The sequence below is a fragment of the Rhizobium redzepovicii genome (genome assembly GCF_019793435.1).
GTDB classification, from domain to species: Bacteria; Pseudomonadota; Alphaproteobacteria; order Rhizobiales; family Rhizobiaceae; genus Rhizobium; species Rhizobium redzepovicii.
Genome location: NZ_JAILYH010000016.1, coordinates 124,736 through 149,426, shown reverse-complemented (window position 1 = coordinate 149,426; position 24,691 = coordinate 124,736). Strand labels below are relative to the sequence as shown.

The 24,691-nt window shown below is 62.9% G+C and carries 19 protein-coding genes; 13 read left to right on the top strand and 6 right to left on the bottom strand.

Annotated elements, in window-relative coordinates; all coding sequences use genetic code 11:
• Positions 1-25 precede the first annotated feature (25 nt).
• Together K6N12_RS24520 and K6N12_RS24515 are read right to left on the bottom strand one after the other, a co-directional pair.
• Entirely contained in the window at positions 26-340 is a 315-nt protein-coding gene (locus K6N12_RS24520; protein WP_097629147.1) for a hypothetical protein, read from the bottom strand.
• Positions 341-379: 39 nt separating this feature from the next.
• Complete coding sequence (locus K6N12_RS24515; RefSeq protein WP_097629146.1) at positions 380-1,288, bottom strand: LysR family transcriptional regulator; 909 nt, start codon at positions 1,286-1,288, stop codon at positions 380-382.
• Positions 1,289-1,407: 119 nt separating this feature from the next.
• Here K6N12_RS24515 and K6N12_RS24510 point away from each other — a divergent pair, with 119 nt between their 5' ends.
• Entirely contained in the window at positions 1,408-2,151 is a 744-nt protein-coding gene (locus K6N12_RS24510; RefSeq protein ID WP_018243332.1) for an SDR family oxidoreductase, read from the top strand.
• A gap of 84 nt (positions 2,152-2,235) precedes the next feature.
• Positions 2,236-3,138 carry an SDR family oxidoreductase gene (locus K6N12_RS24505; RefSeq protein ID WP_097629145.1) on the top strand — a complete coding sequence of 301 codons (903 nt, stop codon included), beginning with the start codon at positions 2,236-2,238 and terminating at the stop codon, positions 3,136-3,138.
• Between the two features lie 265 nt (positions 3,139-3,403).
• On the opposite strand, the gene K6N12_RS24500 is transcribed toward K6N12_RS24505, so the two are convergent.
• A complete protein-coding gene (locus K6N12_RS24500) occupies positions 3,404-4,315 on the bottom strand; it encodes a LysR family transcriptional regulator (protein WP_097629144.1) in 912 nt (303 codons plus the stop codon).
• A 163-nt stretch (positions 4,316-4,478) separates the two neighbouring features.
• Here K6N12_RS24500 and K6N12_RS24495 point away from each other — a divergent pair, with 163 nt between their 5' ends.
• The 7 genes from K6N12_RS24495 to K6N12_RS24465 all read left to right on the top strand — a co-directional run bounded on the left by K6N12_RS24495 (position 4,479) and on the right by K6N12_RS24465 (position 15,754).
• Positions 4,479-5,294, top strand: a complete 816-nt coding sequence (locus K6N12_RS24495; protein WP_097629143.1) for an alpha/beta hydrolase fold domain-containing protein — start codon at positions 4,479-4,481, stop codon at positions 5,292-5,294.
• A 46-nt stretch (positions 5,295-5,340) separates the two neighbouring features.
• The gene (locus K6N12_RS24490; RefSeq protein WP_012558749.1) at positions 5,341-6,531 is read left to right on the top strand and encodes an efflux RND transporter periplasmic adaptor subunit; all 1,191 of its coding nucleotides are present in this window, start codon (positions 5,341-5,343) and stop codon (positions 6,529-6,531) included.
• Between the two features lie 114 nt (positions 6,532-6,645).
• Positions 6,646-9,846, top strand: coding sequence for an efflux RND transporter permease subunit (locus K6N12_RS24485; protein WP_097629142.1), 3,201 nt, complete (start codon positions 6,646-6,648; stop codon positions 9,844-9,846).
• 143 nt (positions 9,847-9,989) lie between these two features.
• Positions 9,990-10,901, top strand: a complete 912-nt coding sequence (locus K6N12_RS24480) for an NAD(P)-dependent oxidoreductase (protein WP_097629141.1) — start codon at positions 9,990-9,992, stop codon at positions 10,899-10,901.
• Positions 10,898-12,682: an IlvD/Edd family dehydratase gene (locus K6N12_RS24475; protein ID WP_097629140.1), complete on the top strand. Its 1,785-nt coding sequence runs from the start codon at positions 10,898-10,900 to the stop codon at positions 12,680-12,682. The genes K6N12_RS24480 and K6N12_RS24475 overlap by 4 nt, the downstream gene beginning before the upstream one ends.
• A 131-nt stretch (positions 12,683-12,813) precedes the next feature.
• The gene (locus K6N12_RS24470) at positions 12,814-14,640 is read left to right on the top strand and encodes a putative bifunctional diguanylate cyclase/phosphodiesterase (protein ID WP_097629139.1); all 1,827 of its coding nucleotides are present in this window, start codon (positions 12,814-12,816) and stop codon (positions 14,638-14,640) included.
• A gap of 265 nt (positions 14,641-14,905) precedes the next feature.
• A complete protein-coding gene (locus K6N12_RS24465; RefSeq protein ID WP_097629138.1) occupies positions 14,906-15,754 on the top strand; it encodes a GNAT family N-acetyltransferase in 849 nt (282 codons plus the stop codon).
• Positions 15,755-16,104: 350 nt separating this feature from the next.
• Here K6N12_RS24465 and K6N12_RS24460 read toward each other — a convergent pair whose 3' ends face one another.
• Entirely contained in the window at positions 16,105-17,022 is a 918-nt protein-coding gene (locus K6N12_RS24460; protein ID WP_097629137.1) for a DMT family transporter, read from the bottom strand.
• 191 nt (positions 17,023-17,213) lie between these two features.
• On the opposite strand from K6N12_RS24460, the gene K6N12_RS24455 reads away from it, so the two are divergent.
• Both K6N12_RS24455 and K6N12_RS24450 read left to right on the top strand, forming a co-directional pair.
• On the top strand, positions 17,214-18,512 hold the full coding sequence (locus K6N12_RS24455) for an adenylosuccinate synthase (RefSeq protein ID WP_003590514.1): 1,299 nt from the start codon (positions 17,214-17,216) through the stop codon (positions 18,510-18,512).
• Positions 18,513-18,572: 60 nt separating this feature from the next.
• A complete protein-coding gene (locus tag K6N12_RS24450) occupies positions 18,573-21,098 on the top strand; it encodes a hypothetical protein (RefSeq protein ID WP_097629136.1) in 2,526 nt (841 codons plus the stop codon).
• 115 nt (positions 21,099-21,213) lie between these two features.
• Here K6N12_RS24450 and rpoH read toward each other — a convergent pair whose 3' ends face one another.
• Together rpoH and K6N12_RS24440 are read right to left on the bottom strand one after the other, a co-directional pair.
• The gene (gene rpoH / locus K6N12_RS24445) at positions 21,214-22,122 is read right to left on the bottom strand and encodes an RNA polymerase sigma factor RpoH (RefSeq protein ID WP_003566040.1); all 909 of its coding nucleotides are present in this window, start codon (positions 22,120-22,122) and stop codon (positions 21,214-21,216) included.
• A 181-nt stretch (positions 22,123-22,303) separates the two neighbouring features.
• Positions 22,304-23,329: an RluA family pseudouridine synthase gene (locus K6N12_RS24440; protein ID WP_097629135.1), complete on the bottom strand. Its 1,026-nt coding sequence runs from the start codon at positions 23,327-23,329 to the stop codon at positions 22,304-22,306.
• A gap of 43 nt (positions 23,330-23,372) precedes the next feature.
• Here K6N12_RS24440 and K6N12_RS24435 point away from each other — a divergent pair, with 43 nt between their 5' ends.
• On the top strand, positions 23,373-23,759 hold the full coding sequence (locus K6N12_RS24435) for a hypothetical protein (RefSeq protein WP_097629134.1): 387 nt from the start codon (positions 23,373-23,375) through the stop codon (positions 23,757-23,759).
• Between the two features lie 7 nt (positions 23,760-23,766).
• Positions 23,767-24,591: a TrmH family RNA methyltransferase gene (locus K6N12_RS24430; protein ID WP_097629133.1), complete on the top strand. Its 825-nt coding sequence runs from the start codon at positions 23,767-23,769 to the stop codon at positions 24,589-24,591.
• Positions 24,592-24,691: the final 100 nt, after the last annotated feature.

The window sequence follows — 24,691 nt, the reverse complement described above, 5'->3', positions numbered from 1 at the left end:
GTTTCATCTGTTTGCGCGACAGGGGTCAGCGGCCGGCGCTCGGATCGCGCATCGGGATCGAGGATGATGTGACCGAGACCGGGTCGCTCGCTGGGAAGGAGTCTTCCAGGCCCTCCTCCAGCTCTTCCTCGAGCAAAGCGGGGTCCTTGCTGCGCGCGCCGTCGCCATGGGCAGGTTCGATCGCTGCGGCAAGCAGGGCCTTGGCACGCAGGACGGCGTTTTCCGACGTCAGCTCAGGCGTGCTGCGCAGCGTCACGGCAATGCTGTCTTCGCCTTCGCCGCCGAATTCGACGACGAAGCCGTCTTCCGTCTGGTAGACGGTGATATCGTTGAGTGCCATGGCCGTTCTCCGCGGGCGCTCATATTAGCAAGGCGCATTTTAGTGAAGCGCGTTTTCGGAATTTTGTCGAGCGAAGACCTTTACCAGCCAGTCGATGAAGACGCGCACGCGCGGCGAAAGCTGGCGGTTGCGGGGGTAGAGCAGGGAAACCGGCGTGGGGGTCAGCGGAAAATCCTGCAGCACGCGGACCAGCGTGCCCGCGGCAAGGTCCTTTTCGGCGTGATAGCGCGGAATCTGGATCATGCCGAGGCCCATCCTCGCCGCTGAAATATAGCTTTCGGCGGCATTGACCGCGACGGTGGCGGGAATGGAGATGTCACGCACCGTGCCGTCGACGATGAATTCGAGCGGCAACAGACTGCCGGTGCTGCTGGAGCGGAAGCCAACCATGCGATGGCCGTCAAGCCGGTCAGGGTGCTGCGGCGGGCCATGGGTGGCGATATATTCAGGAGAGGCGAGTGTCACCTCATCGAGCAGGGCAACGCGCCGGGCGACCATGTCGCTGTCTTGCGGCGTGCCGACGCGCAGCACGCAATCGATGCCTTCGCGCACCAGATCGACCAGCCGGTCGCCCTCGCTCATGTAGAATTCGATCTCGGGATAGGTCTCTAGAAAAGACGGCAGGCTCGGCAGCACGAAATGCCGGGCGAGCGTGCCGTGCACATCGACGCGCAGCAGGCCCTTCGGCTTGGCGCCGGCGAAAGCGCCTTCGGCATCTTCGATATCGGCAAGGATCGACAGGCAGCGCTGGTAATAGGCTTCGCCGTCGAGCGTCGGGCTGACATGGCGTGTCGTGCGCTGGAGCAGACGCACGCCGAGGCGGGCTTCGAGCTGCTTTATCGCATCGGTGACGGTCGAGCGCGGCAGGCCGGTGTCTTCGGCGGCAAGCGTGAAGCTGCGGCGTTCCACGACGCGGCAAAACACGCGCATGGCATCAAATCTGTCCATCTAGTTGTTCGTAATTCCCGGATAGTGATGCCGGATAATGCCTGATTATCCGCAGAATGAACAGGTGCATCTTCTCCTCATTGAAAACGCGCTGCGGCGCATGATGAAGGAGAAGGACAATGGCTTCCAAAGAAAACGGCAAGGTGGCACTGGTCACCGGTGCTTCCCGCGGCATTGGAGCGGCAGTCGCCCGACGCCTCGCCAAGGACGGTTTCACCGTCGTCATCAACTATTCCGGCAATGCCGCTCCGGCCGAGGAATTGGTCCAGGAGATCGAGCAGGCCGGCGGCAAGGCGCTGACGGCGAAAGCCGATGTCAGCGACGCCGAAGCCGTCCGCCGCATGTTCGATGCCGCGGAAGCCGCTTTCGGCGGCGTCGATGTGCTTATCAACAATGCCGGCATCATGATGCTCTCTTCGCTTGCCGAGGCCGATGACGCCAATTTCGATCGGCAGATCGGCGTCAATCTGAAGGGCACCTTCAATACGCTGCGAGAAGCCGCCAAGCGGCTGCGTGACGGCGGCCGGGTCGTTAACTTCTCGACGTCGGTCGTCGGCCTGAAGCTCGAAACCTATGGCGTTTACGCTGCCACCAAGGCTGCCGTGGAAACATTGACGGCGATCATGGCCAAGGAGATGCGGGGCCGCAACATCACGGTCAACGCCATCGCACCTGGCCCTGTGGCCACCGACCTCTTCCTCAACGGCAAGTCGGACGAACTGATCGCCCGCATGGCGAAGATGAACCCGCTGGAACGCCTCGGCACACCTGAAGACATCGCCGCTGCGGTTGCCTTTCTTGCCGGTCCGGATGGCGGCTGGATCAACGGCCAGACGCTGCGCGCCAATGGCGGCGTGATCTGATGAAGGGCTGGCGGCTGTCTCGATGCCGCCGCCAATCTCAAGCTTCCACTTCAACCAAACCCCAATCCCAGAAGGAATAGGATCATGAGCAAGCAAGTCATTATCATCACCGGCGCTTCCAGCGGTTTCGGCGCTCTTACCGCCCGCGCCCTCGCCAAGGCCGGCCATACCGTCTATGCCGGCATGCGCGCAACGGAAGGCCGCAACGCTCCGGCCGTCGCCGACGCGGCTGAATTCGCCAGGGACAATAACGTCGATCTGCGCTCGGTCGAACTCGATGTCGCCTCCGACGCCTCGGTTGTATCCGGTATCGCCCGGATTATCGCCGATGAGGGCCGCCTCGATGTCATCATCCACAATGCCGGCCATATGTCCTTCGGCCCGGCCGAAGCCTTCACGCCGGAACAGTTCGCCGAACTCTTCGACATCAACGTGCTTTCCACCCAGCGCGTCAACCGCGCGGCACTCCCCTATCTGCGCAAGCAGGGTACAGGCCTGCTGGTCTGGGTATCGTCGTCGAGCAGCCGCGGCGGCACGCCTCCCTACCTCTCGCCCTATTTCGCCGCCAAAGCGGCGATGGATTCACTTGCCGTCTCCTATGCCAGCGAGCTTACCCGCTGGGGCATCGAGACCTCGATCATCGTGCCCGGCGCCTTCACCAGGGGCACCAACCACTTCGCCCATTCCGGTTCGCCGGATGATACCGCCCGCGCCGCCGAATATAATGAAGGACCCTACAAGGGTGTGCCGGAACAGGCGCTGCAGGGCCTGGCAGCACTCGAACCTGCTGACGCCGATGCCGGCACGGTAGCCGTCGCCATCGTCGATGTCGTCGGCAAGCCGTTCGGTACGAGGCCGTTCCGCGTCCATATCGATCCATCCGAGGACGGCGCGGAGATCGTCAACGGCATCGCCGACCGTGTCCGGGCGGAATTGTTCCGCCGCATCGGCCTCGGGGACCTGCTGAAGCCGGCTGCCAGGAATTGAAATCCCGCCCGCCGCTGGCGCGGGAACATGGGAGCCAACCCGTTATCGCAATTCTGTGAACGTGATTGCGGAATTTTTCCTTACAATCGTGCGGGGAGTGCGTATATCTGTTTTATCGCGAGAGAGTGGAATTCCCTGCCGCTCTCTTCCGGCCTCCAAAGCCTGCTGCGCCCTTGCTATGGTGCGACAGGCTTGATGTTCAAAGTTGTACATTGCGGCCCGTCGAAGGTTTCCCCTGCCTTCCGGGCCGTATTTGTCTTAACGCTCAGACGTCGTTCAATTTCGCCTCGACCAGAAGCTTCACCAGCCAGTCGACGAAGACGCGAACCTTGTTGCTGAGATGGCGGTTCGGGGGGTAGACGACGTAAAGCGGTAGCGGATCGCGACGCCAATCCGGCAGCACGCGGACGAGTTCGCCCCTTGCCATTGGCTCACGCGCCATGAAGATCGGCACCTGCGCGATGCCGAGACCCGTCAGCGCAGCTGTCAGATAGGTACGGCTGTCGTTGACCGAGGCGATGTAACGCGGACTGGTCTCGATCACCTCGTTGTGCCGACGAAATTCGAAAGGCAGTGTTCGGTTGTTCTGGGCGCGGAAATAGTTGACCGAGTAATGATCGGCCTCCAGATCCTCCGGCCGCTCGGGCATGCCGAACTTCTGGATGTAGGTCGGCGAAGCACAGGTGATCATCTCGACTTCGGAGACACGTCGGGCGATCAGCGACTGGTCGGTCGGCGTGCCGGCCCGCAGCGCGCAGTCGACATTTTCCGCAAGATAATCGACGGTGCGGTCGCCGACGCCGAGGTCGATGCGGATATCGGGATAGCGCTGATAAAAATCGCAGAGTGCGGGAACGACGATCCAATCGGCGAAAGCACCGGCCATTTCGACGCGCAGCCGCCCGCTCGGCAGGCTTTGCGAATTGGAGAGGCTACCGTCGAGTTCCTCCAATTCCGAAATGATCTGGGCGGCGCGTTCGTAATAAAGCGCGCCGTCCGTGGTCACCATCACCCGGCGAGTCGTGCGATTCAAAAGCTTGGTGCGCAGATGCGCCTCCAGGCCCTGGATGAGATTGGTGACCGTCGCCTTGGGCATGGCGAGCATGTCGGCGGCGCGGGTGAAATTGCCCGTCTCCACCACGCGGATGAAGACGCGCATTGCCGAGAGCTGATCCATCGGTTTGAAATCCGCAGTTTGCGTTGCACCATTGTTCGAGATCTGGAACAGTGTAATCGCGATATCGCTTCTTATTCCCTGAATGGAATAACAATATCTTTTTTGTACAAAATGCAAGCGGCAGGCGTTGCCTGCTTGTGGCCGACGCAAAAGAGACCGGAACATGACGGTGGCATGGAAAGATATGATGCTGGATAAGGTGGCCATCGGCCCCGTTTCCGCACGCATCTACCAGGGCGCCGATTACGGCAAGGGTCCGCCCATCGTGCTTTACCTCCATGGCGGCGCTTTTCTCGACAGCGAGACGAATGTCGACCGGCCGGTGGCAATTAGCCTCGCGAAGGCCGGCGCCATCGTCGCTGCCGTCGATTATAGCAGTCTGTCCGGCAATCTCTTCCCGAAGGCGCTGGAAGTTTCCTTCTCCGTTCTCAGCTATCTCGCCAACAAGCGCGCCGCCGGTCTCGGCGACCGTAAGTCGCTGCTCTTCGTCGCCGGCGAAGAGGCGGGCGGCAATGTCGCCGCCGGCGTGGCGCTGAAGGCGCGAGACCAGATGCCGGATGCGCTCGACGGCCAGGTGCTGATTTCGCCGCTGCTCGATCCCTTCATGGGCACCTCCTCGATCCGCAAGGCCGAGGCGATCGGCATGCGCCAGCGCTGGACGGAGGGCTGGAGCCATTACTTGAGCGGTGGTGGCTGCCACCCTTATGCGGCGCCTTGCCTCTGTTCGCGTCTTTCAGGCGTCGCGCCGGCACTGATCTTTACCGCCGAGGACGACCCTCTGCACGACGAAACACTTGGTTACGGTGCCCGCCTGAAAAAGGCCGGCGTCGGTGTGCGCCAGCATGTCCTTCCCGCCGGGACGGGCTGGCCCTCGCTTTATGGTGGGAAATCCGAAGGAGTGCCCGACTGGCAGGAACACGTCAGCCGTCATTTCGGAAGCTTCCTTCAGGACGTAAGCGACCAACCGCAATTGCATTGAAGATGATCTGATATTTCAGCGGCTTTGGGCCGCAAGGAGAGTACTGATGACGTCCAGAAGTAAGCGCTGGGCCCTGGTGGGCGCCGGCATGGGCCTTGTTGCGTCCGTTTCAGGCGCCGCATTGTTTTTCGAATTGCCGATGAGCACAACCGCCACGGCTGCTTCCGCTCCGGCGCAGCCGCCTGCCGTGCCGGTGACGGTTGCCGTCGTCGCGGCGCGCGACGTAACGGCCTGGGAGAGTTTCTCCGGCCGTCTCGAAGCGGTCGACCGTGTCCAGGTTCGTTCCCGCGTCGCCGGCGCCATCCTGTCCGTGGCCTTCCGGGAAGGAGCCCTGGTCAAGCAGGGCGACCTGCTCTTCACCATCGACCCGGCTCCCTATCAGGCGAACGTGGCGCAGGCTGAGGGCCAGGTTGCTTCGGCCGAAGCCAAAGTCAGCCTGGCGCAGACCGAGCTCGATCGCGGCCGCAGGCTTTCCGACAACCGCACCATCTCCCAGAGCGATCTCGATCAGCGCCACAGCACGCTGGCCGAGGCGCAGGCGGGGCTGCGTTCGGCGCAGGCCGCATTGCAGTCGGCCCAGCTCGATCTCGATTATACCGAGGTGCGGGCACCGGTTTCCGGCCGCATTGGCAAGATCGAGGTGACCGCCGGTAACCTGGTTGCCGCCGGCTCGGCCTCGCCGGCGCTGACGACGCTGGTGTCGGTCGATCCGATCTATGCGAGCTTCAACGCCAGCGAAGAAATGGTGACACGCGCGCTTGCCGAGCTTCCGCAGACCGATAGCGCCCTGCCGCCGGTCGAGCAGATCCCGGTCGAGGTCGGCACGCTGGCCGACAGCGGGACGCCGATCAAAGGCAAGCTGCAGCTGATCGACAATGAGGTCGATGCGGCAAGCGGCACGATCGGCGTACGCGCCGTCTTCGACAATCCGGGCGGTCGCCTCATCCCCGGCCAGTTCGTGCGGGTGCGCATGGGCCAGCCGAAGGCCGAGAACAAGATCGTCATCAGCGACCGCGCCGTCGGCACCGACCAGGACAAGAAATTCGTCTTCGTCGTCGATGCCGAAAACAAGGTTGCCTACCGGCAGGTCCAGCTCGGCACGCTTTCCGACGGCCAGCGGGTAGTCGAAAGCGGCCTGAACGCCGGCGAAAAGATCGTCGTCAACGGTCTGCAGCGCATTCGTCCGGGCGCGGTCGTCATACCGCAGATGGAAGAGAAGGTCGCGACCGCTCAATAAGTCTTCGCTCTCCCTCGCGGGGGAGGGCCAATACCCGAAATAAATGACCCGCCGGCGGCTCCAACCGCCGGAGAGGGACGTTGCATCCATGTTCACCCCGGAGAGGGCTTTGATATGAACATCTCCAGATTCTTTGTCGACCGACCGGTCTTTGCCGGCGTTCTTTCGGTCCTCATCGTGGTTGCCGGCCTGATCGGCCTCAGGGCGCTGCCGATTTCCGAATATCCGGAGGTCGTGCCGCCGTCGATCGTTGTGCGCGCCACCTATCCCGGCGCCAACCCCTCGGTCATCGCCGAAACGGTGGCCACACCGCTCGAAGAGCAGATCAACGGTGTCGAGGGCATGCTCTACATGTCCAGCCAGGCGACGTCGGACGGCGTGCTCAACGTGACCGTCACCTTCAAGCTCGGCACCGACCCCGACAAGGCGCAGCAGCTGGTGCAGAACCGCGTTTCTCAGGCCGAACCACGGCTGCCGGCGGAAGTCCGCTCGCTCGGGATCACGACGGTCAAGAGTTCGCCTAACTTCATCATGGTCGTCAACCTCGTCTCCGACGGCGACAATCACGACATTACCTATCTCCGCAACTATGCGACGCTGAATATCAAGGATCGGCTTGCCCGCATCGCCGGCGTCGGTCAGGTGCAGGTCTTTGGCGCCGGCGACTATTCGATGCGTGTCTGGATCGACCCCCAGAAGGCTGCTGAGCATGATCTCGCCGCCAGCGACATCAGCAACGCCATCAGTTCCCAGAACGTCCAGGCCGCGGCCGGCATCATCGGCGCATCGCCGAGCCAGCCGGGTGTAGATCTGCAGCTCAACGTCAATGCCCAGGGCCGCCTGCGCACGCCTGAGGAGTTCGGCAATATCATCGTCAAGACGGGCGCCAGTGGCGAGATTACCCGCCTTCGCGACGTTGCCCGCATCGAGCTCGGCGCCGCAGACTATACGCTGCGCTCGCTGCTCGACGGCAAGCCGGCCGTCGCCGTTGCCGTGCTTCAAGCGCCCGGTTCGAATGCGATCGAAATCGCCGACAATGTGCACGCCACTATGGATCAGCTGCAGCTCGCCATGCCCGAGGGCGTCAAATACGAGATCGTCTACGATACGACGAAATTCGTGCGTGCCTCGATCGAGAAGGTCATCGACACGCTGCTCGAAGCCATCGCGCTCGTTGTTCTCGTCGTCATCCTGTTCCTGCAGACGTGGCGCGCCTCGATCATTCCGCTGATCGCGGTTCCGGTATCGATCATCGGCACCTTCGCGGTGATGTACGTCTTCGGCTTCTCGATCAACGCGCTCAGCCTGTTCGGGCTGGTGCTGGCGATCGGTATCGTCGTCGACGACGCGATCGTCGTGGTCGAGAACGTCGAGCGCAATATCGAACAGGGGCTGTCGCCGCGGGCGGCCACCTACAAGGCGATGAAGGAAGTCTCCGGTCCGATCGTCGCGATCGCGCTGGTCCTCGTCGCGGTCTTCGTGCCGCTCGCCTTCATCTCCGGCCTGTCCGGTCAGTTCTATCGCCAGTTCGCACTGACGATCGCGATCTCGACCGTCATCTCGGCCTTCAACTCGCTCACCCTGTCGCCGGCGCTGGCAGCCCTTCTGCTGAAGGGTCATCATCAGCCGAAAGACTGGCTGACGCGGTTCATGGATGCCATCTTTGGCTGGTTCTTCCGCGGCTTCAACCGGGTCTTCGGCGCCGGCTCGAATGCCTACGGCAAGGGCGTCGGCGGATTGCTGTCGCGTAAGAGCATTGTCATGGTGATCTATCTGGCGCTGGTCGGTGCGACCTACAGTCTGTTCAGCACGGTCCCCGGCGGCTTCGTGCCGTCTCAGGACAAGCAGTACCTGATCGGCTTCGCCCAACTGCCGGATGCCGCAAGCCTCGACCGCACGGAAGATGTAATCAAGCGCATGACCGATATTGCGCTCGCCCAGCCGGGCGTTGCCAATGCGATCGCCTTCCCTGGTCTGTCGATTAACGGCTTCACCAACTCGTCGAATGCCGGCATCGTCTTCGTGACGCTGAAGGACTTCGAGGAGCGCAAGACGCCGGATCTTTCGGGCGGGGCCATCGCCATGGCGCTGAACCAGAAATTCGCAGCCATCCAGGATGCCTTCATCGCCATGTTCCCGCCCCCGCCGGTCAACGGCCTCGGCACGACGGGCGGATTCAAGCTGCAGATCGAGGACCGCGCCGGCTTGGGCAATCAGGCGCTGGACGAGGCAACCAAGGCGGTGCTTGCCAAGGCCTATCAGACGCCTGAGCTTGCCGAGCTGTTCTCCAGCTTCCAGATCAACGTGCCGCAGCTCTATGCCGATCTCGACCGCGCCAAGGCCGAGCAGCTCGGGGTTTCCGTCACCGACGTCTTCCAGACGCTGCAGATCTATCTCGGTTCGCTCTATGTGAACGACTTCAACGCCTTCGGCCGCACCTACAGCGTCCGGGTGCAGGCCGATGCGAAATTCCGCGCCCAGCCGGAAGATATCGGCCAGCTGAAAGTCCGTTCGGCATCGGGTCAGATGATCCCGCTTTCGGCCCTGCTGAAGGTAGAGCCGAGCACCGGTCCCGAGCGTGCGAACCGCTACAACGGCTTCCTCGCTGCCGATATCAACGGCGGTCCGGCGCCGGGCTTCTCGTCCGGCCAGGCACAGGCGGCGATCGAAAAGATCCTTCACGAGACCCTGCCGGCAGGCATCGACTTCGAATGGACGGATCTGACCTATCAGCAGATCCTTGCCGGTAATTCGAGCGTCGTCGTCTTCCCGCTAGCACTGTTGCTCGTCTTCCTGGTGCTGGCCGCCCAGTATGAAAGTCTGACGCTGCCGCTTGCGATCATCATGATCGTGCCGATGGGTGTGCTGGCTGCGCTCACAGGCGTCTGGCTCACCGGTGGAGATAACAACATCTTCACCCAGATCGGTCTTGTGGTGCTTGTCGGACTATCGGCGAAGAACGCGATCCTGATCGTGGAATTCGCCCGCGAACTGGAGTTCGAGGGCAGGACGCCGCGGGAGGCCGCGATCGAGGCCAGCCGCCTTCGTCTTCGCCCGATCCTGATGACCTCGCTCGCCTTCATCATGGGTGTTGTGCCGCTCGTCGTCTCCACAGGCGCCGGCGCGGAGATGCGCGCGGCCATGGGTGTCGCGGTGTTCTCGGGCATGATCGGCGTGACTTTCTTCGGCATCTTCATGACGCCTGTCTTCTACGTGCTGCTGCGCCGGCTGACGGGCAACCGTCCGCTCGTCCAACACAAGCCGGACGAACACAAGGACGAAGAGGCGGAGGTCATCCGGCTCGCGGCGGAATAACGGAATTCAACCTTCCTTTGTCGAGTAAATCGGGCGGGAACTTCGGTTCTCGCCCGTATCGTTTTCGAGCCGATGCGTCATCAAAACGGTTGCAACGATGGGTGAGGGGGTTATCAAAGACGAACAACAGTTGGGAGGACTGAATGACAGGTTCGAGCAGAGGTCATGACGGCAGGCGGATCGCCTTTCTCGGCACCGGGCTGATGGGCGCGCCGATGGCTCGCCGGCTGCTGGGCGCGGGTTTTGCCGTCACCGTCTGGAATCGCGATCGCAGCAAAGCCGAGGCTCTGGCGGGAGACGGCGCGATCTGTGCAGAGACACCCGCGGATGCTGTTTCGGGCGCCGACGTCGTCATCACCATGCTGACCAATGCCGAAGCGGTGAAGGACGTGCTGTTCGACCGCGGAGCGGCCGATGCGATGACCTCAGCGGCCACCGTTATCGATATGAGTTCGATCGCCCCGCATTTTGCCCGCGACCATGCTGCCAGGCTTGCTGAGCGCGGCATCGCTCATGTCGATGCGCCGGTTTCCGGCGGCGTCGTCGGGGCCGACGCCGGTACGCTCGCCATCATGGCGGGCGGCGAGAAAGGTGTGATCGACGCACTTGCAGATATCTTTGCGCCGATGGGGCGCGTTACCCGCGTCGGTCCAAGCGGGGCGGGCCAGCTTGCCAAGCTCGCCAACCAGCAGATCGTCGCGGTGACGATCGGCGCCGTCGCCGAAGCGATGATGCTGATTGCCGCCGGCGGCGGCTCGCCGGCGGCCTTCCGCGACGCCATTCGCGGCGGCTTTGCCGAGAGCCGTATCCTTGACCTCCACGGGAAACGCATGGTCGATCGGCAGTTTACTCCAGGCGGTTCGTCCAGCAACCAGCTGAAGGATCTGAACGCCGCCATGGAGACGGCCAATGCCCTGTCGCTGACGCTGCCCCTGACTGCGGCGGTACACGCCGAATTCGGCGAATTCGTCGCAAACGGCAATGGCGAAAAGGATCATAGCGGCCTGCTCCTGCACCTCGAAGAGAAGAATGCTCTGCCCGGAGGCAAGAGGTGACCGACAGCCAGTCTCCGAAGCGGCGCCTGCGTTCGCAGGATTGGTTCGACAATCCAGATCATATCGACATGGCGGCGCTCTATCTGGAGCGTTTCATGAATTACGGGATCACGCCGGAAGAGCTGCGCTCCGGCAAGCCGATCATCGGGATTGCCCAAAGCGGCAGCGATCTTACGCCGTGCAACAGGGTGCATGTCGAACTTGCCAAGCGCGTCCGTGACGGCATTCGCGATGCCGGGGGCATTCCGATCGAATTTCCGACACATCCGATCTTCGAGAACTGCAAGCGCCCGACGGCGGCACTTGACCGCAATCTCGCCTATCTCGGCCTCGTTGAAATCCTCTATGGCTATCCGCTCGACGGCGTCGTGCTGACGACCGGCTGCGACAAGACCACGCCGTCCGCGATCATGGCGGCGTCGACGGTCGATATTCCGGCGATCGTGCTCTCCGGCGGGCCGATGCTCGACGGCTGGCACGAGGGAGAGCTGGCCGGTTCCGGCACGGTGATCTGGCGGATGCGGCGGAAATATGCGGCAGGTGAGATCGACCGGGAGGAATTCCTGCAGGCGGCGCTCGATTCTGCCCCCTCCGTCGGCCACTGCAACACGATGGGCACGGCTTCGACGATGAACGCCCTTGCCGAGGCGCTCGGCCTGTCGCTGACCGGATGCGGCGCCATTCCGGCTGCCTACCGCGAGCGCGGGCAGATGGCCTACCGCACCGGGCGGCGCGCCGTCGAGATCGTCTTCGAGGATCTGAAGCCGTCGGATATCTTGACGCGCGCGGCCTTCCTCAATGCCATCCGTACCAATTCGGCGATCGGCGGTTCGACCAATGCGCAGCCGCATCTGGCGGCGATGGCCAAGCATGCCGGCGTCGAGCTTCATCCCGATGATTGGCAGGTGCACGGCTTCGACATCCCGCTGCTGGCGAACGTCCAGCCGGCCGGCGCCTATCTCGGCGAACGTTACCACCGCGCCGGTGGTACGCCGGCGATCATGTGGGAATTGCTGCAGGCCGGAAAACTGGATGGCGACTGTGATACGGTGACGGGCAGGACGATGGCCGAGAACTTGCAGGGTAAGGAAGCCAGCGACCGCGAGGTTATCCGGCCATTCGGCGAGCCGCTGAAGGAGCGGGCCGGCTTCCTCGTTCTCAAGGGCAATCTCTTCGATTTCGCCATCATGAAGATGAGCGTGGTCTCTGAGGATTTTCGCCGGCGCTACCTTCAGGAGCCCGGGCGGGAGGGCGTCTTCGAAGGCAAGGCGGTCGTTTTCGACGGGTCGGAAGATTATCACAAGCGCATCAACGATCCCGATCTCGACATCGACGAGAATACCATTCTGGTCATCCGCGGCGCCGGGCCGCTCGGCTGGCCGGGTTCGGCAGAGGTCGTCAACATGCAGCCGCCCGACCATCTTCTGAAGCGCGGCATCAGCAGCCTGCCGACGATCGGGGACGGCCGCCAGTCGGGCACGGCCGACAGCCCCTCAATCCTCAACGCCTCGCCGGAGAGTGCGGCCGGCGGCGGCCTTGCCTGGCTTCGCAGCGGCGATATCATTCGCATCGACTTCAACCATGGGCGTTGCGACATGCTGGTCGACGAGACCGAGATCGAACGGCGCAAGGGCGACGGTATTCCGCCGGTGCCCCCGGATGCGACGCCGTGGCAGCAGATCTACCGGCGCTCGGTCACGCAACTGTCAGACGGCGCGGTTCTGGAAGGGGCGGCGGAATTCCGCGGGATTGCCAAAAACCCGCCACGGCACAACCACTGATCTTGACTGTGTTACGGACTGCAAGTCCTTTGATCCAAAAAGGGAAAATCGTAACGGACAGTTCACCTAGTGACTAGTTCGATCATCGCAACAAGGCTTCATTAATGCCGGCCTGAGACCATATTGCGATTATGGAAGCTTCTAAGGCTGAGACCGCGTTGCCAGAAAATAGACCCACGCGATCCGAACAAGAGTTTCAGGATCTTCTGCGCCGGCTCGAACTCGCTCTCGATGCATCCCGGATCGGTGTCTGGGAGCACAGCATCGCAACGAGCGAGATCTTGTGGGATGCGCAGATGCACCGTCTCTACGAGACCGGCGAGACATGCCGGGAAGTGCCGGCATGGTTATGGTCGAATGCGATCCATCCCGACGACCGCGAGCAAGCCGAATACGACTTCGACCAGGCGATCGCCACCCGAGGCGCCTATAATTCGCAATTTCGGATCGTGCTGCCGAGCGGCGAAATCCGCCATCTGCGGTCACGCGCACATTTCTACGTGGATGCGGAGGGGCTGCCCTCCTTCATCGGCGCCGAATGGGATGTCACCGCCGACGTCCTGCTCAACGCTGAACTCGCCGGCCAGAAGATGGTGGCCGAGGCGAGGGCGCTGGCGCTCGAGGAAAGCAATGCGCGCATTGAGCATGTCGCCGATCACGACTATCTCACCGGCTTGCCGAACCGGCGCCTTCTCGACAAGCGGCTCGCCGAGCTGCCGGCCGACAGGAGCATCACGACGCTTGGCGTCCTGCATCTCGACCTCGACCAGTTCAAGCAGATCAACGACAGTCACGGTCATGCCGCAGGCGACGCGGTTCTGAGGGCCGCAGCCCTTCGCATCACCGCCGCCATTCCCGCAAATGGCATGGTCGCCCGCGTCGGCGGCGACGAATTCGTCATTGTGCTGGTTAATTTCAGCGATCTCGCCGAATTGAAGCTGATTACCGACGACCTTCAGCGCCGGCTGCGGAAGAAGATCCGCTTCGGTCAGGAGATGCTGCAATCCGGCGCCTCGATCGGCGTTTCCTGGAGCGGCGATCGGCGGGCGCGCAACCTGCTTGCCGAATCCGATCTGGCGCTCTACCAGGCCAAGAAGCTCGGGCGCAATCGCGTCGAATTCTTCACGCGGCAATTGCAGGAAGATCTGCGCGCCAAGCGTCGCCTCGCCGAAGAGCTGAAGCTCGGGTTGGAGCGCGGCGAGATCGTTCCCTATTATCAGGTGCAGCTCGATGCCCGGACGCGGGAAGTCATTGGCTTCGAGGCCCTGGCGCGCTGGAAACACCCGGAGAAGGGCGTGCTCGCCCCGGGGATATTCCTAAAGATCGCCGACGAGCATGGGCTTGCGGCGGAGATCGATGCGGCGATCCTGAAAAACGTTCTTGAAGACCGGCTGTTCTGGCTGTTGCAGGGATTTGCGGTTCCGCGCATCGCCGTCAACATCTCGGCGTCGCGCCTTGCCGATCCGACGTTGCTCGGCAAGCTGAGGAAACTCGACATTCCGCCCGACGTGATCGTCTTCGAACTGGTCGAGACGATTTTTCTCGACGACAGCGACGAAAAACTGCTGGATCATATCGGCGATATCAAACAAATGGGTATCGACATCGAGATCGATGATTTCGGATCCGGCCATGCCTCGCTCATCGGTCTCGTCAAGCTGCGGCCAAAGCGGCTGAAGATCGACCGGCAGCTCATCGCCGAAGTCGTCAGCTCCGCCGAGCAGCGGCGCGTGGTGGGTTCGATCGTGGAAATCGCCAAGGCGCTCGACGTCGAGGTGATCGCCGAGGGCATCGAGACCGAAGCGCATGCCGTCGTGCTGGCGCAGCTTGGCTGCGATGGCCTGCAGGGTTACGCGTTTGGTTATCCCGCACCGGCGGCCGAGACGGCTCGTCTTTTCTCACCTATGGCGAACGGGATCGAAAAGCAGAAGGCGGCGGTCGGCGGAACGGCCCGGTGATCCGTCGGTGGGGACCGCCGGCAGGCTTTCGCGGTCGTGGAGAGATAATTGGCGCAAGTAATTTTCTTGAGCTTGCATCGGCATTGTTTCATGCTAATGCGGAAACCAAGCTTTCTGCATTGCATCGAAAAATGATTATACGCGTGGTCAAGATCATGAGCGCGACTTTCCATCATTCGCAGCTGCAATCGGGGAACTGGGGACCTGACAATTGCTTTGCCGTTGCCGGGATGGACTTGCGGGACATTCAATCTGGGAAAGTCGCATGAATTCGGAATTTGCCGTTCGTTCCATGCGGCCCGGCGAACTGGAACTCGTGCTCGAATGGGCGCGTCAGGAGGGCTGGAACCCGGGCCTCGACGATTCGCTTGCATTTCTTGAGGCCGATCCGTCGGGATTTTTCGTCGGCGCAGTCGGTGAAGTCCCCGTCGGCTCGATCTCGGTCGTCAAATACGGTGAGAGTTTCGCCTTTCTGGGCCTCTACATCGTCCATCCCGATTTCCGGGGCAAGGGTTACGGCAAGGCGATCTGGGAGACGGGCATATCAAGCGCGGGGGACCGCACGATCGGCCTCGACGGCGTCGCAGCACAACAGGACAACTACCGCAAGGCCGGCTTCGAACCCGCCTATTCCACCATTCGCTACGGCGGCGTCGCCACCACCTTGCCTGTCTCGGCGCTTGCCGCGCACCCGGTCATGGATTCGCGCCTCGAAGGCCTGCAGCGTTTTGATTCGGCGATCTTTCCGCAGCCGCGGGATGCCTTCCTTGCCGCCTGGTGCACCGCTCGCAAGGGCCGCCGCTCGGCTGTGGTGCGCAAGAGCGGCAAGATCCGCGGTTACGGCACGATCCGCCGCTGCTACGAGGGTTACAAGATCGGGCCGCTCTTTGCCAACGATGCCGACAGCGCCGCAGCGCTGCTTGCCGAATTGATCCCCGAAGCGAAAGGGGCTGCTCTCTTCATCGATATCCCCACGGAGAACCACGAGGCGGTGGCACTCGCCGAGGGCCTCGGCCTTCGACCGGTGTTCGAGACGACGCGCATGTATCGCGGCCCGGCGCCGGCCACCCCGCTGAAGCACGTCTTCGGCGTGACGACGCTGGAGCTTGGTTAGAGCCTTTCCTGGTTAGATTGAAGCATTCGGCCGGAGCCGGTTTTCGTCAGGGCAGAGGCGATTGGCGAAGGGCATGCCCGTTGGTACGCTCGAGCCGATCGCCTCTGATCCTGGCGGAGAGATGCCCGGCCCACCGGCCGCACCGCTTCGCCGTGGCGAAGCGATAAGTGCGTCCGGCGATTCCCAAGTCTTGCAGATTTGCCTGGCAAATCTGCGGGAGGGTTGGCTGAAACGGGCGGCTGATCGACCGGCCGGCTTGGCCGTAGAGCTGGGCTACGACGCGCACCAGCCGGTCGACCATCCGACTCCGTTTGCGCCAACAGAATGCTTCAATCTAACCAGGAAAGGCTCTAATCCACAGGTGAGGCTGGAACGGTCGGAGCCGAAGCTTTCGGCCGGCCTTTTTCGGCGATCGCGATGCCGCCTAAGGTCAGTGCCAGCGCGACAATGTGGAAGGACTGCAGCGCCTCGCCGATCAGGGCGACGGAAAGCAAAGTTCCGAATACCGGCACGAGATTGATGAACAGGCCGGCGCGATTGGCGCCGATCGCCTCGACACCCTTGATATAGAGGATCTGCGCCAGCAGCGACGGGAAGGTCGCCGTGTAGAACGTGATGACCCAGCCGGCCTGATCCGGCCACAGCGCGGCACCCCGCCCGGCTTCCCAAAGGAGCAGCGGCGCCGAGGTCAGCATGGCGCCGAGCGCGGGGAACGCCATCAGCGTACGCCAGTCGACGGGCGGCTTCCAGCGCAGGAAGATGGTGTAGACCGAATAGGCGGCAATGGCGATCAGCATCAGCCCGTCGCCGCGGTTGAGGCTTAGTTGCAGCAGTGTTGCTAGGTCGCCGTGAGCGGCGGTCAGTGCGACGCCGATCAGCGTCATGCCGAAGCCGAGACATTGCGCCAGCGAGATGCCGGTGCGGAAGAACATGAAATTCAACAGGAAGATCAGCATCGGGATGCCGGCCTGCTCGATGGCGACATTGATCGCCGTCGTATATTGCACGGCCGAATAAAGCATGGCGTTGAAAAGCGTGTAGCCGATGACGCCGTAGAAGAAGAGCAGCGGCAGGTTCTTCCGGGCCACCGGCCAGTCTCTTTTGAGCTGCGGCACCGAAATCAAGGCGATCAGGGCCACGGCGATGAACCAGCGCAGAAAGGTCAGCATCATCGGGCTGATATGGCCGACTGCGAGCTTGCCGGCGACGGAGTTGCCGCCCCAGCAGAGGGTGGCGATAACGAGGCAGATGTAGGCCGTGGCTTGCAAGAGCGCTTTTCCCGTCTTTCCGCGACCGCCGAGCGGCGTTTTGTGACGGGCAATAGCCTGCCGGCTGCTGATTTGTCACGTAAAAAGCCCAATCACCTGTGACAACAGGGTCGCTTTCCCAAAAACAAAGCTTTATAGATGCGCGGGTTTGAGCAGGTGCGCGGTTTTCCGCCGGTAACAGGAAGAGTTGGATGACGAACGTAGTCGTGGTCGGTTCGCAATGGGGTGACGAAGGCAAGGGCAAGATTGTCGACTGGCTTTCGGAGCGCGCGGATATCGTTGTGCGCTATCAGGGCGGACATAATGCCGGCCATACGCTCGTCATCGACGGCACCAGCTACAAGCTGTCGCTGCTGCCCTCCGGCGTCGTGCGCCCGGGCAAAATGGCGGTGATCGGCAACGGCGTGGTCGTCGATCCGCATGCGCTGATCGCCGAGATCGGCCGGCTGGAAGCCCAGGGCGTGACGGTGACGCCGGACAATCTGCGTATCGCCGACAATGCGACGCTCATTCTGTCGCTGCACCGCGAGCTGGACGCGATGCGCGAGGATGCGGCCTCGAACAGCGGCACCAAGATCGGCACGACACGCCGCGGCATCGGCCCTGCCTATGAAGACAAGGTCGGCCGCCGCGCCATCCGGGTGATGGATCTTGCCGATCTCGACAGCCTTGCCGGCAAGGTCGACCGTATTCTCACGCACCACAATGCGCTTCGCCGCGGCCTCGGTGTCGCCGAAGTCAGCCACCAGACGATCATGGACGAACTGACCTCGATCGCCGATCGGGTGCTGCCGTTCCGTGACACCGTCTGGCTCTTCCTCGACAAGGAGCGCCGCAAGGGCTCCCGCATCCTCTTCGAAGGCGCGCAGGGCAGCCTGCTCGACATCGACCACGGCACCTATCCTTTCGTGACCTCATCGAACACCGTGGCCGGCCAGGCCGCCGCCGGTTCCGGCATGGGGCCGGGCTCGCTCGGCTATATCCTCGGCATCACCAAAGCCTATACGACGCGCGTCGGCGAAGGCCCGTTCCCGACGGAGCTGAAGGATGCCATCGGTGAGTTCCTTGGCGAAAAAGGCCATGAGTTCGGCGTGGTAACCGGGCGCAAGCGGCGCTGTGGCTGGTTCGACGCCGCCCTCGTGCGCCAGTCGATTGCCACCAACGGCATCACGGGCATCGCGCTCACCAAGCTCGACGTGCTCGACGGCCTTGAGGAATTGAAGATTTGCGTCGGTTACATGCTCGACGGTGAACAGATTGATCATCTTCCCGCAAGCCAGGGAGCGCAAGCTAGGGTCGAACCGGTCTATATCACGCTGGAAGGGTGGAAGGAATCGACCGTCGGTGCCCGCAGTTGGGCGGACCTGCCGGCACAGGCGATCAAATATGTTCGCCAGGTCGAAGAGCTGATCGGCGCGCCGGTCGCGCTCCTTTCCACCAGCCCGGAGCGGGATGACACGATACTTGTGACCGATCCGTTTGAGGACTAAGCTCACGGGTCACTATGGAGGATGGTTCGGTAGGGTGCCGGACTTCTTGAGAAAGTACTGATGGCGGATTTTATTGCAGTTATTCGGCGGGCCGTCGACGGCCTGGCTGAAAATACCCCAGAGATGCGGGTGAAGGTCTACGAACGTGCCCGCGGCGCAGTGCAGCGGCAGCTCGAGAACATGAAGCCGCGTCCGCCGGAAGCCATGCTGCAACGCCAGCTCGAAAAGCTCGAGGCCGCCATCCGCGAAGTGGAAGGCGAACACGCCGAGGCGCTGCCGCTCGATGAGCCGGTTGCCGCCGCCGTCGCGCCGGAATTCGCCGAAGAACAAGCGGTCCACGACGAAGGCGAACCGGCGCCTGCACCGGAGACGACCGTCGAAGAGCCGGTCGACGAAGCCTCTGCGGAACCGCAGGCGGTTGAGGCCGCCGCCGAGCCGGATCACGTAGAAGCTGCCGCGCCGCGGGAGCCCCAGGAAGAGTTCGCGGACGAGGAGCCTCTCTCCGAAGAAGCACCCAGCCTCCCCACGTCCGTTGCGGCCGAGGCCACTGCTCCCGCGCAGGCAGAGACACCGGCTCCTGCCGAAACATACTGGCATCCCTCGCATGAAGAGGAAGGGCCGGCCGAGGAATGGCATTCCGGTGAGCGACGCGACATCGCTGCCGAGGCTTGGCCTGCAGATGATGAGCGCTGGGGACCGCCTGCCGACCATCGCCACGAGGAAGCCGGCGAATATCATCCCGACGAGCAGCCTCCCGCAGAGGCAGAAGAACTCGCGGCCGAACCGGCGACGGTGGAAAGCGAGGAGCCGGCTGCCGAGAAGGCCTACGAGCCTATCGACTCGTCGCAACGCGTCGCGCGCGGCCTGGACCATGCTGCCCATCGGCTGGTAGAGCCGGTCGTCGCTGAGTTCGATCGTCCGGAGGAATTCGTTGAGCATAGCCGCGAGGAGCCGCTGCAGGCTGATGCCGCAGCGCATTTCGATCCAGTCTGGACCGAGCCCGCCGCCGAGACTCCGGCTCCGGCGCCGAAGGATGCGGAGACCGAATGGACGGAAGAGGAGCTCCGGCAGTATTCGCAGACGGCGCCGACCACCCCGGATACCTCGGCGCGCGCCTTCGAGGAGGTGATATCGAGCCTCGAAAAAGTCGCACCTGCGGCCGTCATGCCGGCGGCCAAGGAAAGTTTCTCCTGGGAGACCGCAGTCTTCGATGATCTGCCGCCGATCGAGGGAGACAACAACAAAAAGGCGGCGCCGGTCGCCTCGCATTTCGACGATGTCGATATCTTCGCGGAAGTGCATAACGGCAAGCCGGCCCCCGCAGGCGGCGCGCCGAGCGAGGACTGGCGCGAGGCGAAGGCGCTACGCGGCTACGACCGCCGCGGCTCTGTCGCGGCCGACGACGATGACACCAATCCGGCGATGGATATCGACCAGATGGTCGCTTCCAAGCTGCAGGGCAAGAATTTCCGGATGGAGCCGAAGCGTCGACGCTTCGGCATCGGCACCGTCATCACCCTCATCTTCGCGCTTCTCTTGATCGGCGGCGGCGCCTATGCCGGCTGGATGAACAGAGAGGCGCTGGTGGCGATGGTCGACGGGCTCGTCAGTTCGGCACCGTCGCAGGCGACCAGGAACGAGGCGGCGACGCCGCCTGCCGGCTCCGCAACGCCTGCCGAGCCGAACGCAGCGACGCCGGCCCAGCCGACCACACCGGGAGCGCAGAATACGCCAGCGGCGCCGGCTCCGCCGAACCAGAACCCGCAGGTGGCGTCAATGAACAATGACGGCGCCGCGGCCAATTCGAAATTCACCCAGCGGCTGCTGACCGATGGGACCGAGGTCGACAGCGGACCGGCGACGGTGCCGGGAACGCCGACCGCGGAAGGAAAATCGGTCGCCGAACAGAATGTCGCGGCAGCGGACACGCCGCCGGCGGCGACCGCGCAGGGCGATGTCGCACCGGCCGAAACGCCGACGCCGAACGGCCCGACAGCATCGCCGCAGCAAACCGCTCTCGTCGGCTCGTCGCAAAAGATGTTCCTCTATGAGGAGCGCATCGGCCAAAGCTCGCCGACGGCGATCGAAGGATCGGTGGTCTGGAGCGTGCAGCACGAAGCAGGCCAAGGCGGCCGGCAGGAGGCGACGGTGCAGGGCAACGTCACCGTGCCGGAGCGCAATCTCTCTGCTCTCGTCACCTTCAAACGCAATTCCGATCCGTCGCTGCCGGCAAGCCATCTCGTCGAGATCGTCTTCTCGCTGCCGCCGAATTTCGAAGGCGGCAGCATCGACAGCGTTCAGCGCATTTCGATGAAGCGCACCGAGCAGGACCGCGGCGACGCGCTGATCGCGGTTCCGGCCAAAATCACCGACGATTTCCACATGATCGCGCTCAACGACTATCCCGATGCGCGCAAGGCCAATCTCGACCTGATGTCGACCCGCAGTTGGATCGATATCCCCGTCACCTACCGCAACGGCCGCCGCGCGCTGCTGACGATGGAAAAGGGCAATACGGGAACGGATGCCTTCAATACCGCCATCAAGGAATGGACCGCGCTCGGGGACGTGTCGACGAGCCAGTGACGACTGGCCGTAATTCGAACTCTCGACCTTTGACGGGGTGCCGAGGTTGCGAACAGCAGAGAATCAGAAAGGCGGGCCGCAAGGACCCGCCTTTTCAATTTCTCATAAGCCAGGTTTATGCTGTTGCTTCGACGACGCGGACGGCCTTGGCGCGTTCCTGGGCTTCCTTGCGGACAGCGTCCTGCACCTTCTCGAAAGCGCGGACCTCGATCTGACGGACGCGTTCGCGGCTGATGTCGAATTCTGTCGACAGGTCTTCCAGCGTCACCGGATCCTCGGCGAGGCGGCGAGCCTCGAAGATACGGCGTTCGCGCTCGTTCAGCACGCTCATCGCTTTCGCCAGCATGCGCCGGCGGGTGTCGAGTTCGTCCTGTTCGATCAGCACGTCTTCCTGGCTGTCATGGTCGTCCACCAGCCAATCCTGCCATTGGCCGCTGTCGCCTTCGGCCGCCTTGATCGGCGCGTTCAGCGAGGCGTCGCCGGACAGGCGGCGGTTCATCGAAATGACCTCCTCCTCCGAGACCTTCAGCTTGGTGGCGATTTCGGAGACGTGCTCCGGCTTCAGGTCGCCGTCATCGATCGCCTGGATGCGGCCTTTCAGCCGGCGCAGGTTGAAGAACAGGCGCTTCTGGTTGGCGGTCGTGCCCATCTTCACGAGCGACCACGAACGCAGAATATATTCCTGGATCGAGGCCTTGATCCACCACATGGCGTAGGTGGCAAGGCGGAAGCCGCGCTCGGCATCGAACTTCTTGACGGCCTGCATCAGGCCGACATTACCCTCGGAAACGACTTCGCCGATCGGCAGCCCATAGCCGCGATAACCCATCGCGATCTTTGCGACAAGGCGAAGATGGCTGGTGACGAGCTTGTGGGCGGCGTCACGATCGCCATGCTCGGCATAACGCTTGGCGAGCATGTATTCCTGCTGCGGCTCGAGCATCGGAAACTTACGGATTTCGTCGAGGTAACGATTGAGACCGGCTTCGCCGGCGGTAATGGACGGCAAGGTATTTCGGGCCATAGTGCACCCTCCTAAAGTGAATTCCGGTTCCCGTTGGAAACGCGCCCTCGCGTTAAAAATGGCAAACCGGGACGTGCGGCTCTGCTGCGAGCCCGCACTAAGTCAATATACAGATAAGTGTGGCAAAACAGCGGTTCAAGGTGCCGCTCACGCAGCTGTGAGAGGGGGCGGAGACGAGCCCCTATCCCCGCAATGCCTCGACCAGTTCCACCATATCATCCGGCAGCGGCACTTCGAAATGCATGATTTCGCCGGTGCGGGGATGCTCGAACTGCAGCATGAAAGCATGCAGCGCCTGGCGGTTGAAACTGTTGACGACCTTGCGGATTTCTTCGGGCAGGCGGTTGGCCTTGGTCTTGAAGCCGGCGCCGTAAACCGTGTCGCCGAGCAGCGGATGGCCGATATGGGCCATATGCACACGGATCTGGTGGGTGCGGCCGGTTTCGAGGTGGCACTCGACCAGCGAAGCAAGCGCGGTCGCGTCCGGGTTCTCCTGGAAGCGCTCGATCACCTCATAATGCGTGATCGCCTCGTCGGCGTCATGACTGTCGGGCCGCTTGACCGCGCGGCGTGTGCGATCGCCGGTAGCGCGGCCGAGCGGCGCATCGACCGTGCCCGTCAGTGAGCGAGGACGGCCCCAGACGACCGCCTGATAGGCCCGCTCCAGCGGCATGGTGCGGCCATGATCGGCAAACTGGAGCGAGAGGTGGCGATGGGCAATGTCGTTCTTGGCGACCACCATGACCCCTGTCGTGTCCTTGTCGAGCCGGTGGACGATGCCCGGGCGGCGCACGCCGCCAATGCCAGAGAGCGTATCGCCGCAGTGATGGATCAGCGCGTTGACCAGCGTCCCCGTCCAGTTGCCGGAGCCGGGATGGACGACGAGACCGGAAGGCTTGGAGATGACGATGAGGTCTTCATCCTCATGGAGAATATCGAGCGGGATATCCTCACCCTGCGGCGTCGGGTCTTCCGGCTCGGGCAGGGTGATCTCGAAACTATCGCCGTTGCGCACCTTGCGCTGCGGATCGGTGACGGGTTCGCCGCGCAGAGAAACCTGGCCGTCCTTGATCAGCGTCTTGATGCGGCTGCGCGAAAATTCCTCGCCGACCTGTGCCGTCAGCCAGGCGTCGAGCCGGCCTTCGGCCGTTTCATCGGCGGTCAGGACTTTTCTATTGCCGGCTGCTTGTTTAAAGGGGTCGCTCAAGACGCTTCTTCTCCGACGTATTTTTTTAGAACGGGACGCACAGATGACAGCAATCGAGCCAGACGACCAGGAAGAGAAGCCCCTTGATCCGGCAATGGAAAGTGTCCGGCGCAAGATGGTCCGCCTGCAGATCGTTTCCGGCGCCATCATGTTCGTGAGCCTTATGGCGGTCTTCGGCGCGGTTGTCTATAAGACGATGCACAGCGAACCCAAGGAGACGGCGGCGACCGTTTCCGCCGCCGGCGTGCCTTCGGATGCGCCGCTTGCGGCGACAGTTTCCCTACCGCTCGGCTTCAAGGTACAGTCCACCTCGTTTTCGGCGGGGCAGATCCTGTTTTACGGCGAAACGGCCGAGGGCAAGAGCAAGGCGCTGGTCTTCGACCTCAGGACCGGCCGCACCGTCGCCGACGTCAGCGTCGCGGGCAATTGAGGCCGGCATGGCCGCCGTCCCGATCGCCATCGACAGCGCCGACGATCCGCGCATCGCCGAATTCCGCAATATTCGCGAGCGCGATCTGACGGGCCGGGAAAACCGCTTCATCGCCGAAGGCACCGTCGTGCTGCGCATGCTCGCTGAGGCGCATGCGCAAGACCGCGGCTTTTTCGCCGAGAAGATCCTGCTGCTGCGCAACCGCGTCGACGGCGTTATGCCCATCCTCGAGCGGCTGCCGGCCGATGTGCCGGTCTATGTCGCCGAGGCCGATGTGCTTGACGGCGTCGTCGGATTCCATCTGCATCGCGGCGTTCTGGCGCTCGGCCGGCGGGAAGATCGCGGAGAGGCGGCCCTTCTCGAGGCGCTGCCGGAACGGGCGCTGGTGCTCGTCGGCTGCGGCATTTCCAATCATGACAATGCCGGTTCGATGTTCCGCAATGCAGCCGCCTTCCGGGCGGATGCGGTGCTGCTCGACGAAACCTGCTGTGATCCGCTCTACCGCAAGGCGCTGCGTGTCTCCGTCGGTTCGGTGCTGAGCGTTCCGCACCGGCGCGGCGGCAAGGCGATGGATGTGCTGCTCTCGCTTGCCGATCGCGGCTTTGCCATCTGGACGCTTTCCCCGCACGGCAAGACCGATATCCGCGCTATTCCTGCCTCGGCACGCATGGCGCTTGTCATCGGCACCGAGGGGGAGGGGTTGCCGGAGGCGCTGCTGGCGCGCTTCCAGAGCGCCCGCATCCCGCAGTCGGAGGATCTCGACAGTCTCAACGCCGCGACGGCAACCGGCATTGCGCTGTTTTCGATGGCGTCGGCGATGGATCGGATCTGAATTGTGATCCTAAAGCGCGTCGCATAAGTGCGGGGGCGCTTCGGTCCTTTGTTTTGATGCATGTCGTTATCCCGGAACCGCGGCACGCTTCCGGGCGGTA

Bases quoted from the DNA above. Each gene is read 5' to 3' on its own strand.
- K6N12_RS24520 (WP_097629147.1), bottom strand. From the start codon at position 340: ATGGCACTCAACGATATCACCGTCTACCAGACGGAAGACGGCTTCGTC.
- K6N12_RS24515 (WP_097629146.1), bottom strand. From the start codon at position 1,288: ATGGACAGATTTGATGCCATGCGCGTGTTTTGCCGCGTCGTGGAACGC.
- K6N12_RS24510 (WP_018243332.1), top strand. From the start codon at position 1,408: ATGGCTTCCAAAGAAAACGGCAAGGTGGCACTGGTCACCGGTGCTTCC.
- K6N12_RS24505 (WP_097629145.1), top strand. From the start codon at position 2,236: ATGAGCAAGCAAGTCATTATCATCACCGGCGCTTCCAGCGGTTTCGGC.
- K6N12_RS24500 (WP_097629144.1), bottom strand. From the start codon at position 4,315: ATGGATCAGCTCTCGGCAATGCGCGTCTTCATCCGCGTGGTGGAGACG.
- K6N12_RS24495 (WP_097629143.1), top strand. From the start codon at position 4,479: ATGACGGTGGCATGGAAAGATATGATGCTGGATAAGGTGGCCATCGGC.
- K6N12_RS24490 (WP_012558749.1), top strand. From the start codon at position 5,341: ATGACGTCCAGAAGTAAGCGCTGGGCCCTGGTGGGCGCCGGCATGGGC.
- K6N12_RS24485 (WP_097629142.1), top strand. From the start codon at position 6,646: ATGAACATCTCCAGATTCTTTGTCGACCGACCGGTCTTTGCCGGCGTT.
- K6N12_RS24480 (WP_097629141.1), top strand. From the start codon at position 9,990: ATGACAGGTTCGAGCAGAGGTCATGACGGCAGGCGGATCGCCTTTCTC.
- K6N12_RS24470 (WP_097629139.1), top strand. From the start codon at position 12,814: ATGGAAGCTTCTAAGGCTGAGACCGCGTTGCCAGAAAATAGACCCACG.
- K6N12_RS24465 (WP_097629138.1), top strand. From the start codon at position 14,906: ATGAATTCGGAATTTGCCGTTCGTTCCATGCGGCCCGGCGAACTGGAA.
- K6N12_RS24455 (WP_003590514.1), top strand. From the start codon at position 17,214: ATGACGAACGTAGTCGTGGTCGGTTCGCAATGGGGTGACGAAGGCAAG.
- K6N12_RS24450 (WP_097629136.1), top strand. From the start codon at position 18,573: ATGGCGGATTTTATTGCAGTTATTCGGCGGGCCGTCGACGGCCTGGCT.
- rpoH (WP_003566040.1), bottom strand. From the start codon at position 22,122: ATGGCCCGAAATACCTTGCCGTCCATTACCGCCGGCGAAGCCGGTCTC.
- K6N12_RS24435 (WP_097629134.1), top strand. From the start codon at position 23,373: ATGACAGCAATCGAGCCAGACGACCAGGAAGAGAAGCCCCTTGATCCG.
- K6N12_RS24430 (WP_097629133.1), top strand. From the start codon at position 23,767: ATGGCCGCCGTCCCGATCGCCATCGACAGCGCCGACGATCCGCGCATC.